The sequence below is a fragment of the Arthrobacter sp. P4_F11 genome (assembly GCF_056401395.1).
Window position 1 is genome coordinate 14,172 of sequence record NZ_JBFUJK010000004.1, and the last position, 15,474, is coordinate 29,645.

Annotated in this window: 12 protein-coding genes; 6 read left to right on the forward strand and 6 right to left on the reverse strand. The window is 66.6% G+C overall.

Going from position 1 to position 15,474, the window contains the following annotated elements; all coding sequences use genetic code 11:
* Positions 1-21: 21 nt before the first annotated feature.
* Positions 22-450 (reverse strand): OsmC family protein, encoded by a 429-nt coding sequence (locus AC1DRO_RS06010; protein ID WP_026266249.1) that lies wholly within the window; start codon positions 448-450, stop codon positions 22-24.
* 134 nt (positions 451-584) lie between these two features.
* Between AC1DRO_RS06010 and AC1DRO_RS06015 the strand changes: the two genes are divergently transcribed.
* Entirely contained in the window at positions 585-968 is a 384-nt protein-coding gene (locus AC1DRO_RS06015) for a VOC family protein (RefSeq protein WP_476950173.1), read from the forward strand.
* An 83-nt stretch (positions 969-1,051) separates the two neighbouring features.
* On the opposite strand, the gene AC1DRO_RS06020 is transcribed toward AC1DRO_RS06015, so the two are convergent.
* The 4 genes from AC1DRO_RS06020 to AC1DRO_RS06035 all read right to left on the reverse strand — a co-directional run bounded on the left by AC1DRO_RS06020 (position 1,052) and on the right by AC1DRO_RS06035 (position 6,608).
* A complete protein-coding gene (locus AC1DRO_RS06020; RefSeq protein WP_028276422.1) occupies positions 1,052-1,402 on the reverse strand; it encodes a hypothetical protein in 351 nt (116 codons plus the stop codon).
* Between the two features lie 150 nt (positions 1,403-1,552).
* Complete coding sequence (gene sucB, locus AC1DRO_RS06025; RefSeq protein WP_476950174.1) at positions 1,553-3,304, reverse strand: 2-oxoglutarate dehydrogenase, E2 component, dihydrolipoamide succinyltransferase; 1,752 nt, start codon at positions 3,302-3,304, stop codon at positions 1,553-1,555.
* Between the two features lie 126 nt (positions 3,305-3,430).
* Positions 3,431-4,816 carry a dihydrolipoyl dehydrogenase gene (gene lpdA / locus AC1DRO_RS06030; protein WP_018772391.1) on the reverse strand — a complete coding sequence of 462 codons (1,386 nt, stop codon included), beginning with the start codon at positions 4,814-4,816 and terminating at the stop codon, positions 3,431-3,433.
* A gap of 265 nt (positions 4,817-5,081) precedes the next feature.
* Positions 5,082-6,608, reverse strand: coding sequence for a leucyl aminopeptidase (locus AC1DRO_RS06035; RefSeq protein ID WP_476950175.1), 1,527 nt, complete (start codon positions 6,606-6,608; stop codon positions 5,082-5,084).
* 375 nt (positions 6,609-6,983) lie between these two features.
* On the opposite strand from AC1DRO_RS06035, the gene AC1DRO_RS06040 reads away from it, so the two are divergent.
* The 4 genes from AC1DRO_RS06040 (at position 6,984) to AC1DRO_RS06055 (ending at position 12,612) form a co-directional block, all read left to right on the forward strand.
* Positions 6,984-7,922 carry a proteasome assembly chaperone family protein gene (locus tag AC1DRO_RS06040; protein ID WP_079553781.1) on the forward strand — a complete coding sequence of 313 codons (939 nt, stop codon included), beginning with the start codon at positions 6,984-6,986 and terminating at the stop codon, positions 7,920-7,922.
* A gap of 34 nt (positions 7,923-7,956) precedes the next feature.
* Complete coding sequence (locus AC1DRO_RS06045) at positions 7,957-9,288, forward strand: MFS transporter (RefSeq protein ID WP_243179410.1); 1,332 nt, start codon at positions 7,957-7,959, stop codon at positions 9,286-9,288.
* A 184-nt stretch (positions 9,289-9,472) separates the two neighbouring features.
* Positions 9,473-10,999: a DUF4192 family protein gene (locus AC1DRO_RS06050; protein WP_476950176.1), complete on the forward strand. Its 1,527-nt coding sequence runs from the start codon at positions 9,473-9,475 to the stop codon at positions 10,997-10,999.
* A 284-nt stretch (positions 11,000-11,283) separates the two neighbouring features.
* Positions 11,284-12,612, forward strand: a complete 1,329-nt coding sequence (locus AC1DRO_RS06055; protein WP_028276426.1) for an RNA polymerase sigma factor — start codon at positions 11,284-11,286, stop codon at positions 12,610-12,612.
* A 257-nt stretch (positions 12,613-12,869) separates the two neighbouring features.
* On the opposite strand, the gene AC1DRO_RS06060 is transcribed toward AC1DRO_RS06055, so the two are convergent.
* Complete coding sequence (locus AC1DRO_RS06060; protein WP_026266251.1) at positions 12,870-13,091, reverse strand: DUF7455 domain-containing protein; 222 nt, start codon at positions 13,089-13,091, stop codon at positions 12,870-12,872.
* A gap of 250 nt (positions 13,092-13,341) precedes the next feature.
* Here AC1DRO_RS06060 and AC1DRO_RS06065 point away from each other — a divergent pair, with 250 nt between their 5' ends.
* Complete coding sequence (locus tag AC1DRO_RS06065) at positions 13,342-15,450, forward strand: DNA gyrase/topoisomerase IV subunit B (RefSeq protein WP_476950177.1); 2,109 nt, start codon at positions 13,342-13,344, stop codon at positions 15,448-15,450.
* Positions 15,451-15,474: the final 24 nt, after the last annotated feature.

Consider the following 15,474-nt stretch of genomic DNA (forward strand, 5'->3'; position numbering starts at 1 on the left):
CCTCGTGGTACTGCAGCCGGGCTAGGAGGCCAGGGTGGCGTCCAGGGTGATTTCGATGCCGGTCAGGGCAGCGGAGACGGGGCAGCCGGTCTTGGCTTCCTCGGCCAGCCGCTGGAAATCGTCGGCGGAAATGCCCGGGACGCGCGCGGCCAGGGTGAGGTGGCTGCCGGTGATCCCGGTACCCGGCTGGAACGTCACGTCGGCCTTGGTGTTGATCTCCTCGGCCGTGTGGCCGGCCTGGGCCAGGGCGTTGCTGAACGCCATCGAGAAACACGCGGAGTGCGCTGCCGCAATGAGCTCCTCGGGGCTGGTCTTGCCCTCGGCGGCCTCGGCGCGCGCCTTCCAGGTGACGTCGAAGTTGCCCAGCCCGGAGCTGTCCAGGGTGGTGTTGCCGGCGCCTGTCATCAGGTCGCCATTCCATACAGTGTGTGCGGTGCGTGTTGTAGCCATGTCCACTCCTCGACGTCGTTGTGAATCAGGGGTCCGGCTGGTGCCGGAGCCTGCCGTGATCAATCCTAGGGATTCTGTGCGGCCGCCGCACGGGGGTTCCGCTGTCAGAGGATTGTGACCCGTACAGTGTCGTCATGGAACTTACCGAAGATGCGCAGGTGCCAGGGGCGCCCGTGGCGCGTATTGCCACGATCATGGTCAACGCCGTCGATGCCGCGCGCCTGGCGCAGTTCTGGGCCGACTTGTTGGGTACGGGCGTCTCCTCGCGCTTCGAGCAGTTCGTCTGGCTGGAGCCCGCCGGCCCAGGGGCCCCGCAGCTGGCCTTCCAGCAGGTCCAGGACCCCACGGAGGGCAGGCGGCGCCTGCACCTGGACATCCATGGGCCCGACCCTGCGGCGTTGCGCGCCCGCGCCGAGTCCCTCGGTGCCGGGTTCGTGGAGGGCAATGGTATCGGCGACTTCCACTGGGATGTGATGCAGGATCCCGAGGGCAACGAATTCTGCATCGCCGGCGACTGACGGCTTAACGGTGGCAGTTAAACAACGACGGCGCCGCACCCCCGCGGGGGAGCGGCGCCGTCATGGCAGGTGCAGTCAGCCGGTTACTGCCACAGGGTCGCGATCGCAACGTTGAGCAGTGCCAGGCCGCCAACGCTGTTCGCGAGGCCCTTGCTGATCGGCTCGCCCTTCTTGTACTTGCGGCGGCCAATGAAGGCCAGGACGCCGACGATCAGGGCGATGACAAGCTTGACGCCGAGCTTGGCGTAGTTGGCGTTCATGTCCAGGACCGGGATCAGCCCCATCATGATGATGCCCGTAATCAGCTGCAGCATCGCGCCGTCGAACTGGCGCGGGTGGACGGTGGGCTTCTTCATCTGGCCGATCCAGATACCGACAATCATGGCGGCGCCGATGATGTGCAGGAAGACCATGACGTTATAGACGATGTTCATGGCATCAGTGTAGCCAGAGTCTTCTACGCACCGTAGTAGGACCCGCCGCGGCCCCGGGGAGGAACAGCAAAAACGGCGACGGCGGCACGGGCGCCCGGTGGCTTCCCACCGGAGCCCGTACCGCCGTCGCCGTCAGTGTGCTTCTAGACCCTAGAGTCCGAGGTCGGCCTCGAAGGCGCCTTCCTCAAGGCGTGCCTTCAGCGTCTGCAGGAAGCGTCCTGCGTCGGCGCCGTCGACCAGGCGGTGATCGTACGTCAGGGAGAGGTACATCATCGAACGGATGGCCAGCGAGTCATCGCCGTTCTCGTCGGCGACCACTACGGCCCGCTTGACGATCGCGCCGGTGCCGAGGATGGCAACCTGCGGCTGGTTGATGATCGGGGTGTCGAACAGGGCGCCCACCGAACCGATGTTGGTGATGCTGAAGGTGCCGCCGGAGAGCTCGTCCGGGCCGATCTTGCCGCTGCGGGTGCGGTCGGCGACGTCGGCAATCTTGCCGGCCAGGCCGGCAAGGTTCAGGTTGCCGGCGTCCGAGATGACCGGAACCAGCAGGCCCTTGTCGGTGTCCACCGCAATCGCCAGGTGCTCGGCGTTGTGGTAGGTGATCTCCTGCTTGTCCTCGTCGTAGGAGGCGTTGACCTTCGGGTGCTGCTTCAGGGCCTCGGCAACAGCCTTGGCGATGAAGGGCAGGAAGGTCAGCTTGGAGCCGTTCTGGGCCTGGAAGGAGTTCTTGGCCTTGGCGCGCAGCTTGGCAACCTTGGTCATGTCGACCTCGTGGACCTGGGTCAGCTGGGTGGAGATGTCCAGCGACTCGCGCATGCGGCGGGCAATGACCTGGCGGATGCGCGGGGCCTTCTGCACGGTGCCGCGCAGCGAGGAGGCTGCACCTGCGGGTGGTGCGGCTGCCGGCGCAGATGCGGCGGGGGCTGCGGCCGGTGCTGCCTTTGCCTCGGCAGCTGCCAGCACATCCTGCTTGCGGATGCGGCCGCCGACGCCGGTGCCGGTGAGGGCCGCGATGTCGACGCCCTGCTGGTTGGCCAGCTTGCGGACCAGGGGAGTGACGTAGCCGGACTCTGCCGGTGCGGCAGCTGCTGCCGCAGGCGCGGGAGCTGCCGGGGCGGCGGGCGCAGACGGAGCAGCCGCTGCGGGAGCTTCCTGCTTGGGAGCCTCCGGTGCTGCTGCCGGTGCGGGGGCGGCCGGCGCTTCCTGCTTGGGGGCTGCCGGTGCTGCTTCCTGCTTGGGGGCCGCGGCGGGGGCCGGTGCGGCCGGTGCCGCGGCGCCGGAGCCGATGACGGCCAGGACGGATCCGACCTCGGCCGTCTCGTCCTCGTTGACGCGGATTTCCAGGAGGGTTCCGGCAACCGGGGACGGGATTTCGGTGTCGACCTTGTCGGTGGAAACCTCGAGCAGCGGCTCGTCGACCTCTACAGTGTCGCCGATGCTCTTCAGCCAGCGGGTCACAGTGCCTTCGGTGACGCTTTCACCCAGGGCAGGCAGCGTGACATCGTGTCCTTCACCTGCCGGAGCAGATTCCGGAGCGGCGGCAGGGGCCTCGGCGGCCGGAGCCTCCGCGGGAGCCTCTTCTGCGGCCGGCGCCGCTGCGGCGGGAGCCGGTGCCTCTTCGGCGGCCGCGGCCGGAGCCTCTGCCGCGGCCGGGGCGGCGTCGCCGGAGCCGATGCGGACCAGCGGGGCGCCAACTTCAGCGGTCTCGTCCTCGGCGACGAGGATTTCCTCGATCACGCCGGCGATCGGAGAGGGGATCTCGGTGTCTACTTTGTCGGTGGAGACTTCGAGCAGCGGCTCGTCCACCTCTACCCGGTCACCGACCTGCTTGAGCCAGCGGGTGACGGTTCCTTCGGTGACGCTCTCACCGAGGGCGGGCAAGTTAACGGATTCAGACATGTCGTCCCCGTTCTCCTTATTGATCTTTAGTGCGGATGATTGCTGCCTTGGTCGAGCTTAGTGCACCCGGCTTTTCGGGCCGGGTGCACCAAGCTCTGAGTTCATGCGGTGGTGCGGGCGGAGCTGCTAGCCGTGGAGCGGCTTGCCCGCCAGCGCCAGATGCGCCTCGCCCAGGGATTCGTTCTGGGTGGGGTGGGCGTGGACCAGCTGGGCCACGTCCTCCGGGTAGGCTTCCCAGTTCACAATCAGCTGTGCTTCACCGATCTGCTCGCCCATGCGGGCGCCGATCATGTGGACGCCGACGACGGGGCCGTCCTTCTGGCGGACCAGCTTGACCAGGCCGGACGTGCCCAGGATGGAGCTCTTCCCGTTGCCGGCCAGGTTGTATTCCTGGGTCTGGATCTGGTCCTCGCCGAACTTCTCCTTGGCGGCCTTCTCGCTGTAGCCGACGGTGGCGATCTCGGGTTCGGAGTAGGTGACCTTGGGGATGTTGACGTCCTCGACGATGACCGGCTTCAGGCCGGCGATCTCTTCGGCGACGAAGATGCCCTGCTGGTAGCCGCGGTGCGCGAGCTGCACGCCGGGGACGATGTCGCCGACGGCGAAGATGTTGCCGACGCCGGTGTGCAGGCGCTCGTTGGTGATGACGAAGCCGCGGTCGATCGTGATCCCGGCCTCTTCGTAGCCGAGGTTCGCCGTGACGGGGCCGCGGCCGACGGCGACGAGCAGGAGGTCGGCCTCGAAGGTCTTGCCGTCCACGAGGGTTACCTTGACGCCGTCGTCGTTCTGCTCGACGCCCTGGAAGAAGACACCGGTGGAGAACTTGATGCCGCGCTTCTTGAAGGCGCGCTCAAAGGCCTTGACGATCGTGGCGTCCTCGTTCGGAACCAGCGACGGGAGGCCTTCGACGATCGTGACGTCGACGCCGAACGACTTCCAGACCGAAGCGAACTCGACGCCGATCACGCCGCCGCCCAGGATGATCGCGCTCTTGGGGATGTAATCCATGGTCAGGGCTTCGTCGGAGGTGATGACCTTGCCGCCGATTTCCAGGCCCGGCAGGGTGCGGGAGTACGAGCCGGTCGCGAGGACAATGTTCTTGCCCTTGTACGCGGTGCCATTCACGACGACGGTGTCGGTGCCCTGAAGCTTGCCCTCACCCTCAATGACGGTGATGCCCTTCTTGCCCTTGATCAGACCCTGCAGGCCCTTGAACTTGCCGGCAATGATGCCGTCCTTGTAAGCGTTGACAGCCGTGATGTCGATGCTGTCAAGGGTCACGTTGACGCCGTACTTGGCCGAGTCGCGGGCGTGGTCCGCCAGCTCTGCCGAGTGCAGCAGGGCCTTGGTGGGGATACAGCCGTTGTGCAGGCAGGTGCCGCCGAGCTTGCCCTTTTCGATGAGGCCGACGGTGAGGCCAAGCTGGACAGCACGCAGTGCGGTGGCGTAGCCGCCGCTGCCGCCGCCGAGTACCAGGATGTCGAATTCTTGCGCAGTTGCCTGATCGGCCACTAAAACGCTCCCTCGCGTGAACGATGACACGAGAGTACGCATCATCTGGTCTTGGAACCTGTCTGCTGTGATTGTGCCAGCCGGCCGGTTCCCTTTCATTTGTGACTACTACATTGGGGTCTGCTTCTGGGAAACAAGGTTTACCTTAGCGAACCACTAATACATGCTCCACCTTGCCATGGCGTTTGTGGAGCGCTTGTGTCCAGTGTCACGCGCCTTTGTGGCCGGGAAGGCATCGCCGCCCCGGCCACAAAGCCGCGATGCGCTAGACGGTCTTGGCGAGGATGTCCTCGACGTAGGCCACCAGGGTGCGGACGGTGCAGCCCGTGCCCTGTTTGTGGTTGTAGCCGTAGGGGCTGCCGTTATTGAACGACGGGCCGGCGATGTCGATGTGCGCCCACGGGATCTGTTCCCCGCCCTTGCCCTTGCCCACGAACTCGCGCAGGAAGACGGCCGCCGTCATCATGCCGCCGTGGCGTTCGCCAATGTTGGCGATGTCGGCGACCTGGGAGTCGAGGCTGGCCCGGAGTTCTTCCGGCAGCGGCATGGGCCAGACGAGCTCGCCGGCCCGGTCCGCGGCGGTCTTGATGGCGCCGGTGAGGGAGTCGGAACCCATTACGCCGGCGGTGCGGTCGCCAAGGGCAATGAGCTGGGCGCCGGTGAGGGTTGCGACGTCGATGATGGCGTCCGGGAATTCCTGGCTGGCGGCGACGATGCCATCGGCCATGACCAGGCGCCCCTCGGCGTCGGTGTTGAGGACCTCAACGGTCTTGCCGCCGAACATCGTCAGAACGTCCGCCGGGCGCTGTGCAGCGCCGGAGGGCATGTTCTCGGCGATGCAGAGCCACGCAGTCGCTTTGACGGGCAGCCCGAGGCCCGCGAGGGCCAGGACGGTGTTGAGGACGACGGCGGCACCCGCCATGTCGGACTTCATGTCGCCCATGCCCAGGGCCGGCTTGATGGAGATGCCGCCCGTGTCAAAGGTGATGCCCTTGCCCACGAGGGCGATCTTGGCCGTGGGCTTCGCCGGGGCGTATTCGACCTTTACGAGGCGCGGCTGCCGGGTGGAGCCCTTGCCGACGCCGAGGATGCCGCCGAAGCCCTCCTTCTCAAGACGCTTCTCGTCCCAGACGGTCACCTTCACCGGCAGGCCCTTGGAAAGTTCCTTGGCGGCGTCGGCGAAGGACTCGGGGTAGAGGTGGCTCGGCGGCTGGTTGACCAGCGTGCGGGTCGCGTTCACGGCAGTGCCGATCAGGGATGCCCGGTTCAGGACCGGCGCCAGCGCCTTGTCCGTGGCGAAGTCGGTGCGGATGATGACGTTCTTCACCGGGTCCTTGAGCCCGTCCTTGGAGGACCGGAACTCCGTGTAGGAGTAGGCGCCCATCGCGGCGCCCTCGGCGACCGCCGCGACCTCGGCCAGGGTGGTCGTGGGCAGGGCAAGGGTGACGGTGGCGACGCCGGCCAGCTGGCGGACGGCCGAGCCGGCGGCGCGGCGCAGTGCCTCCTCGGAGAGCGGCTGCGTGGCCGAAAGCTTGCCGACGCCGGCGAGCAGCAGGATGGTCGCTCCCGCCTCGGGCAGGCCGGGCAGCCGGTGAGCCTGGTCCGCCGCGCCGGTGATGCCAAGAACGCTCAGTGATTCCGCCAGGGCCTCCGCGGCCTTGGCCGTCAGTGGATTGTCGAGCAGAACGGGGCCGTCAGGACCCTGTCCGACGCCGATGACGAGGGCATCGCTGGGGGACTTCTTCAAATCCCCTGCGACTGCACTAAGTTTGACTTCACTATTCTTGACCACGAGGACAGTCCTCAATTCTCTGTGATGGTTCTCGGTGATATTCGGCAGGAACTGCATGTTTGGCGCCCTGCCACGGATCCCGGGGCGCCGTCGGTTTGGGACGCAACCCGGTGTCTGCAAAACAGGCCCTAGGGCCATCACCGATCGTAGTCTCTCGACCGTGCGGAAATTCAATCGAATGAGAGCTGGAGCACACCCCGGGCAGGAATTAGCCCGGGTGCCGGGGCGTTGTATTGGTAGAGACGCTGCGGAGCGGTGAGTGCTCCATGGGACTGGCCGGCAGGATCCGCCTGGCTGGCCGTTCCGCCAGGCACCGCCCGAATGGCGGACTGCGCCCCGCTTCTCCCACCGCCGCCATCGTGAAAGGAACACGCCGTGATTGAACGGATTTCCGGCTCTTTGCTGGATCCCCAGTCGCTCTATATCCGTGATGACGCGCTGTTCTCCAGCACCGAACTGCGCGGACTCAACCTCGTCATGGGGTTCACCGGCTTCGCCGACGCGGGCCACGTGGTCCGGCAGATCACCGCTGAACTGCTGGACACGCTCGATGCCGAGATGATCGCCGAGTTCGACGCCGACCAGCTGATCGACTACCGGTCCCGGCGCCCGCAGGTCAGCTTCGTCGAGGACCACCTGCAGGACTACCAGGCACCGAGCCTGGCGCTCTACCGGCTGGTCGACGGACTGGGCAGCCCGTTCCTGCTCCTTGCCGGGTTCGAGCCGGACCTGCAATGGGAGCGCTTCGCTCGCGCCGTCGTCGGCCTCGTCGAGGAGCTCGACGTCAACCTCGTCACCTGGATCCATTCGATCCCGATGCCCGTTCCCCACACCCGGCCGGTCGGTGTGACCGTGCACGGCAACCGGCCGGAGCTGATCGAGGGAATCTCTGTCTGGAAGCCCACAGTGGAGGTGCCGGCCGCGGTGGGCCACATCCTGGAGCTGCGGCTGACGGAGGCCGGCCGGAACATCGCCGGCTATGTGATCCATGTGCCGCACTACCTGGCCGAAGCCGAGTACCCAACGGCCGCCGTCGCCGGGCTCGAGTACCTGGGCGCGGCAACGTCGCTCATGCTGCCGACCGACCGTCTGCGCGAGGCGGGACGCGAGGTGGGCCGGCAGATTGCCGAGCAGATCGAGGCATCCGAGGAGGTCCAGCAGGTGGTCTCACGGCTGGAGACCCGATACGACGAAAAGGCCGAGGGGACGGTCCGGAGGTCCCTGCTGGCAGACGAGAACGACCAGCTCCCCAACGCCGACGCTCTTGGTGCCGCCGTCGAGGCGTACCTGGCCCGTAAAGAACCCGGCGAATAAATACTATTTATCTTGAGCCGGGCATAATGGGGGAGTGACCTCCCCCCGCGCCTGGCTGATTTGGATCGTCGGGATCTTCGCCTATCTCGTGGCCGTCAGCCAACGGACCTCCTTCGGGGTGGTCGGCCTGGAGGCAACGGAACGCTTCCACGCCAGTGCCGCGGAGATCTCCTTCTTCACCGTGCTGCAGCTGCTGGTATATGCGGCGCTGCAGATTCCCGTGGGCATTCTGGTGGACCGGTTCGGCTCCCGCGCTATGCTGGCGGGCGGTGGTGTCCTGATGGGACTCGGCCAGCTTCAGCTGGCTTTTGCCGACAACATTCCCGGCGGAGTCCTGGGACGTGTCCTGGTGGGCGCCGGTGACGCCATGACGTTTATTTCCGTCATCCGGCTCATCCCGCTCTGGTTCGCCCCGGGGCGCGTCCCGCTCCTGACGCAGTTGACCGGCATGTCCGGCCAGCTCGGCCAGCTCTTCAGCGTGGTGCCGTTCGCCATGATCCTGCACTCCGCGGGGTGGACGCCGGCCTTCCTGACGCTCGCCGCGATGTCCGGCCTCGCCGTCGTGCTGGTGCTGATCCTGCTCCAGGATCTTCCGCCCGGGCACTCCGCACCGGCACAGTCCCAGGGGCTGCGTGCCACCGGCATTTCGCTGGGACACGCCTGGCGGCAACCCGGAACCCGGCTCGGGCTGTGGAGCCACTTCACCGTCCAGTTCAGCGGCACCGTTTTTGCCATGACGTGGGGCTACCCTTTCCTGATTTCCGCCGAGGGGCTGGACCGCGGCACGGTCTCGGCCCTCATGGCGCTGTACGTCGCCGGCGCCATCGCCGCCGGACCCCTGATGGGCCGATTCGTTGCCCGGCATCCGCTGCGGCGCTCCACTATGGTGCTGCTCATTTCCGGATGCACCGCTGCCGCCTGGGCGGCGGTTCTGTTGGTGCCGGGACGCGCGCCGCTCTGGCTCCTGGCTGCGCTGGTGGTGACACTCGCCGTCGGCGGCCCCGGTTCCATGATCGGCTTCGATTTCGCCCGGACCTTCAACCCGGCCCACCGGCTCGGCACCGCCACGGGGATCGTCAACGTGGGTGGCTTCATCGCAGCGCTCGTGTCCATTTACCTGATCGGGCTGGTGCTCGACGTCCTGCATGCCTCCGGGTTCTCGCAAGGGGAGCTCTACGGCCTGGATCCGTTCCGCGTGGCCCTGAGCGTGCAGTTCCTGCTGCTGGCCGGGGGAGCAGGAGCCATCATGGTGACCCGGCGGAAGGTCCGGCGCCAGATGGCGGCCCAGGGAGTCATGGTTCCACCCCTGCTCAAGTCCCTGGCCGAGCAGCGCAGGCTGGTCGCGGAGCGCCGCCGCACGCCCTGAACCAGCTGTTTGGGCGGTATGGGCTGGTCTGCCGGCGATTGTCATCAGGCGTTCGTGCCTTGTGCGTCCAGTCACTGTTGCTTATCCACGGACGGCTATCCACGGACGGCTATCCACCCTCGTTTATCCACATAGCGCAACCCGGTACTGTCACCCGGGACGCGGCCGCCGCGAAGCTGGGCTTATGACAGCTCCCGATCACCTGAGAATCACCGGCCCCGAAGACATCCTGGGCTTCATCCCGCACTCCCTCGGCTACTGGCCGGAAGACAGCCTCGTGGCCATGACCTTGCAGGGCAAACGCCTCGGAGCCACCTTGCGGGTCGACCTCCCCGTGCCCGGAGGCGGCTCAGGCCGGAGGGACATGCTGGCCGGCTTCGCCCGAAATGTCGTGGCCTATCTGCAGGCGGACGACGCCGCGGACGGTTCGCTGCTGGCCTTCTTCACTGACGCCGACGCCGACGCCGATTCGAAGAGTCCCGGCGGTGGCCATGCGTGGGCGCCCCTGCTCGAAGAACTCGAGCTTGCCCTTGAGGCAGCCGGATTGCCGTTGAGGGATGCCTGGATTATCGGTACTGAGTTCTGGCGCAACGCACACTGCAGCGATCCGGAATGCTGTGGGATGCCGGGTCGGCCGGTCGAGCAGATCAGGAACAGCAGGCTCAACGCCGAGATGGTATACCGCGGCAGCAGCGTCGGCGCGGTCCCCGGCGCCCAGGGGACCAGCCCGGCGCCGCTGCCGGTGGACCCCGCGGTGAGCCTTGCCGAGTGCGGCTGGGCGGAACAATTCTCCCCGCGACGGCGGGACCGGGCCCAATTCGACCAGGTCCTCGATGTCTGGATGATGGCCATGCAGGCCGCCGTTGGCCAGGAGCACCTTCCTGTCCCCACCCCGGGTGACGCGGCTAGGGGTGCCGTCCCCGGCGCCGGAACCACCGACTCCGGGACCACCAACTCCGGGAACGACGCCGGGACCACCGGCTCCGGGACGCCCGACGCCGGCACCGACGCCGGGACCACCGGCTCCGGGACGCCCGATCCCTGGACCATTGGCCGGCCGCTTCAGCTCTCACCGGAACTCGCCGGCTACCTGCGGGCCAGCCTGTGCATTCCGTCATGGCGGGATGCGGTCCTGGTGATGGCGGCCGCCGGACGGTCCGCGGCCGAACGTGGCGCCGAGGACTTCGGTATCTTCGACCCAGACCCCGGGTCCGCCGCTTTCCCCGATGACACGCCCGCCTCACGGCTCCGACCGACGCCCAGCCCCCTGCCGGGGTTAATGTCCGGCCGCACTTCACGGTCCAGGTCCGCTCCGCGGATGCCCCTGCCGGTGGCACCCGGCAGCGGCCGGTCCGCCGCCGGAGCCGTGCCTGATGCGGGGGCTGTTCCCGGTTACGGGGAAGTCCTGCTCGGACTGGCGCCGTCGGCCCCGGACTGGACCCTGATGGTCGGGCTCGAGCGGGTCCTGGAACGGCTCGGCAGTCTTGGTGACGGGGAGGCAACAGCAGCCGCCGTGACGGCGCGGGGCTGGATCGAATGGTGCCGTGGCCGCGGCTCCTACGCCGACGCGCTCTACTGCCAGGCCTTGCAGGGCCACCCGGGATACAGGCTCGCGGAACTGCTGGCAGAGCTTGGCCGGCGCGGCACCCTTTGCGGCTGGGCTGCAAGGCGGGAGGCTGCCTGGCAGAAGTTTGCCCCGTACGCGGCATGAGGTCCTGACGCGGCGGGCGAAGGCGCCGCGATATCGTCGACCCGGCGTCGCGAAAGGCACCTGGCCTGAAAACCGTGAGACAATGGTTGCCGAGACCCGGTTGGGTCCGTGTATCAAGTGCCCTAAATGATCCTTGGAAACAGGGAACATTAAGGCCGCGCCAGCAGTTCTACTAAGTGGCTCTGCTGGTCGTGGTTGCACCTGATGTTGAACACGGACTTGACAGGGTCATAGTGGTGTTGCCCGTATGGTGATTCCGCAGACCGCAGCTAGAAAGGTTTTCAGTGACCCCGTCTTCCGCGAAGAAGGAACCCGCCGACCAGGCCGAATTGTCCCCTGAGGAGAAGAAGGCGGCGACCAACGCCAAGCGCGCCGCCACGCGCGCAGCCAACAAGGCTGTCAAGGACGCCGCTTCCGCAGAGGGTGGCGACACCGTCGCCAAGCCTGAGCCCAAGAAGCGCGGGCCCAAGCCCGGCGCGAAAGCCGCGGCAGAAGCCGCCGGCAACTCTGCCAGTACGTCTGACGATGACGTCGACGCCGAAGAGGATCTCGACGACATCACGCCCGACGCCGCCGAGCTCGGCGACGAAGTAGAAGGCGAGGAAGTCGCCGGCAAGGCTGCGGCCACCACCGGCTCCGGCTTCGTCTACTCCGACGCCGACGACGACGACGCTCCGGTGCAGCAGGTTATGTCTGCCGGCGCCACCGCCGACCCAGTCAAGGACTACCTGAAGCAGATCGGCAAGGTCGCCCTGCTGAATGCCGAACAGGAAGTAGACCTGGCCCTGCGGATCGAGGCCGGTCTCTTCGCTGAAGAAAAGATCGCCGCCGACGACGGCACCATGGATCCGAAACTCAAGCGCGAGCTCGAATTCGTCATCCACGACGGCAAACGGGCCAAGAACCACCTGCTGGAGGCCAACCTCCGCCTCGTCGTCTCGCTGGCCAAGCGCTACACCGGCCGCGGCATGCTGTTCCTGGACCTGATCCAGGAAGGCAACTTGGGCCTGATCCGTGCGGTCGAGAAATTCGACTACACCAAGGGCTTCAAGTTCTCCACCTACGCCACCTGGTGGATCCGCCAGGCGATCACCCGCGCCATGGCCGACCAGGCCCGCACCATCCGCATCCCGGTGCACATGGTGGAAGTCATCAACAAGCTGGCCCGCGTCCAGCGCCAGATGCTGCAGGACCTCGGCCGCGAACCCACCCCGGAGGAGCTGGCTCTCGAACTCGACATGACCCCGGAAAAGGTCGTGGAGGTCCAGAAGTACGGCCGCGAGCCCATCTCGCTGCACACCCCGCTTGGCGAGGACGGCGACTCCGAATTCGGCGACCTCATCGAGGACTCCGAAGCCGTGGTTCCCGCGGATGCCGTGAGCTTCACCCTGCTGCAGGAACAGCTGCACTCGGTGCTGGACACCCTCTCCGAGCGCGAAGCCGGCGTGGTAGCAATGCGCTTCGGCCTTACCGACGGCCAGCCGAAGACTTTAGACGAAATCGGCAAGGTCTACGGTGTGACGCGTGAGCGCATCCGCCAGATCGAATCCAAGACCATGTCCAAGCTGCGGCACCCGTCGCGCTCACAGGTCCTGCGCGACTACCTGGACTAAGCGCCACTGGTCGCAGACCGGGTAAAGGTTCTCAGCAATGCGGGGTCGCTTCCCGCCCATCCTCACCGGAGGAACGGGCCGGAAGGGAGCCCGCATTGCTTTTTGCCGCTGCGGCGGGGTGCACGGCACCTCAGTGAACCGGCACCTGACGAACCAGCACTTAACGAATCAGGGCCCCTCCGGTATGGAGGGGCCCTGATGCAGTGGTCTCAAGTCGCCCGGAACCCTGTAGGGCGCCGGGCTGAAACCGGTGCGGTCTAGTCGACCGGAACCGGGGCCTTCTGGTGAAGGCGGTCAGTCTCATCATGCCAGTCTGAACTGAGCGGCTTGAGGGTCGGTTCTACGGCGCGTGCGTGGTGGCCGCAGAAAAGAAGCTCACCGCCGGAGGCACCGAGAACAACTCGGACATATGCCTGTGCTCCGCAACGATCGCACCGGTCTGCGGCGGTCAGTGTGCGGTCCGCAACTGCTGTTGTCATGTTCGGCCTCCTTAGTAGATCGGTATACCTATATAACCAGCATTCGTGGCCAAACCATGGCACGGATGGCCTACTTTCGCTGTCCGCGTATCACGTCTCAGTAACGGCGGGTGGCCGGAGAGCCCCCGCGGGGAGTGGCAGACCGTCGATCACCCGGAGTCCGACTAACCTAGGAAGAGCGTCAAATTCTGTGACTGCCGCCTGCGCACGCTGCGGTGGCTGTCCCGATCCTGTAAGGAGTTCACGACCCGTGGCACCCAGTTCTGATTACACCGCCCGGCACCTCTCCGTGCTGGAGGGCCTCGAGGCCGTCCGTAAGCGCCCGGGCATGTACATCGGCTCCACGGACTCCCGCGGCCTCATGCACTGCCTCTGGGAAATCATCGACAACTCCGTCGACGAGGCCCTCGCCGGCTTCGGCCACGACATCAAGATCATCCTCCACGCGGACAACTCGGTCGAGATCCACGACGACGGCCGCGGCATCCCCGTGGACGTCGAACCGAAAACCGGGCTGACCGGCGTCGAGGTCGTCTTCACCAAACTGCACGCCGGCGGAAAGTTCGGCGGCGGCTCCTACACCGCTTCCGGCGGCCTGCACGGCGTGGGCGCCTCGGTGGTCAACGCGCTCTCGGCCCGCCTCGACGTCGAAGTGGACCGCGGCGGCAAGACATACAAGATGTCCTTCCGCCGGGGCGAGCCGGGCCGGTTCAAAGATCCGGGCACCAAGCCGGACCCCGCGACCCTGTTCGAACCCTTCATCGACGGCTCTGTGCTCGATGTCGTGGGCAAGGCCAAGCGCGGCGTGACAGGAACCCGGATCCGCTACTGGGCGGACCGGCAGATTTTCACGCCCGACGCCAAATTCTCCTACGATGACCTCGCCGCGCGTGCCCGCCAGACCTCGTTCCTGGTGCCCGGACTGAAGCTCACGGTCCGGGATGAACGCAGGATTGCCGGCACGCCCGGAGAATCGGGCCCGCATGAGGAGGTCTTCCACCACGACGGCGGCATCTCCGAATTTGTCGACTTCCTCGCCGCCGACCCCGCCGTCACGGATATCTGGCGCCTCCACGGTGCCGGGAAATTCAAGGAAACCGTCCCCGTCCTCGACGAAAAGGGCCACAGCCAGCTCGCGGAGGTCGAACGCGACTGTGAGGTCGACGTCGCGCTGCGCTGGGGGATCGGCTACGACAGCACGGTCCGGACCTTCGTCAACATCATTTCCACGCCCAAGGGCGGCACCCACCAGTCCGGCTTCGAGCAGGCCCTGCTGAAGACCTTCCGCAAGGCCGTGGAGACCAATGCCCGCAAGCTCAAGGCCGGCAACGACAAGATCGAAAAAGACGACATCTTCGCCGGCCTGACCGCGGTCCTGACCGTCCGGCTGGCCGAACCGCAGTTCGAGGGCCAGACCAAGGAAATCCTGGGCACCTCCGCCGTCCGGGCCATCGTGGCCAAGGTGGTGGAACAGGAGATCACCGCGAAGCTGACCTCCGCAAACCGCAACGACAAGGCCCAGTCCGCGCTGCTGCTGGAAAAGATCGTCAGCGAGATGAAGTCCCGCATCTCGGCGCGGGTCCACAAGGAAACCCAGCGCCGCAAGAATGCGCTGGAAACCTCCTCCATGCCCACCAAGCTCGCCGACTGCCGCACCGACGACGTCGGACGCTCCGAACTGTTCATCGTCGAAGGTGACTCCGCGCTAGGCACCGCCAAGCTGGCGCGGTCCTCCGACTTCCAGGCGCTCCTGCCGATCCGCGGCAAGATCCTCAACGTCCAGAAGGCCTCGGTGGGGGACATGCTCTCCAACGCCGAGTGCGCTGCCCTGATCCAGGTGGTGGGGGCTGGTTCCGGCCGCACGTTCGACATCAGCGCTGCCCGGTACGGCAAAGTGATCCTGATGACAGACGCCGACGTCGACGGCGCCCACATCCGGACCCTGCTCCTGACGCTCTTCTTCCGCTACATGCGTCCGATGATCGACCAGGGGCGCGTCTTCGCCGCCGTCCCGCCGCTGCACCGTGTGGAGGTCGTCAACGCCGGCCAGAAGGCCAACGAGATGATCTACACCTACTCCGAGGCTGAGCTCCATGTCCTGCTGGCGCGGCTCGCCAAGGAGGGCAAGCGCTACAAGGAGCCGATCCAGCGGTACAAGGGGCTGGGCGAAATGGATGCCGAGCAGCTGGCCGAAACCACCATGGACCCCCGGCACCGGACGCTCCGGAAGGTCGGGATCGAGAACGCCAAGCAGGCCGAAGAGACTTTCGGCCTCCTCATGGGCTCGGACGTGGCGCCGCGCAAGGACTTCATCATTGCAGGCGCCGCCAACCTGGACCGGGACCGCATCGACGCCTGACGCCCCGCCGACGGGGACCAGGGT

Bases quoted from the DNA above. Each gene is read 5' to 3' on its own strand.
- AC1DRO_RS06020 (WP_028276422.1), bottom strand. From the start codon at position 1,402: ATGAACATCGTCTATAACGTCATGGTCTTCCTGCACATCATCGGCGCC.
- AC1DRO_RS06015 (WP_476950173.1), top strand. From the start codon at position 585: ATGGAACTTACCGAAGATGCGCAGGTGCCAGGGGCGCCCGTGGCGCGT.
- AC1DRO_RS06010 (WP_026266249.1), bottom strand. From the start codon at position 450: ATGGCTACAACACGCACCGCACACACTGTATGGAATGGCGACCTGATG.
- AC1DRO_RS06060 (WP_026266251.1), bottom strand. From the start codon at position 13,091: ATGACAACAGCAGTTGCGGACCGCACACTGACCGCCGCAGACCGGTGC.
- sucB (WP_476950174.1), bottom strand. From the start codon at position 3,304: ATGTCTGAATCCGTTAACTTGCCCGCCCTCGGTGAGAGCGTCACCGAA.
- AC1DRO_RS06050 (WP_476950176.1), top strand. From the start codon at position 9,473: ATGACAGCTCCCGATCACCTGAGAATCACCGGCCCCGAAGACATCCTG.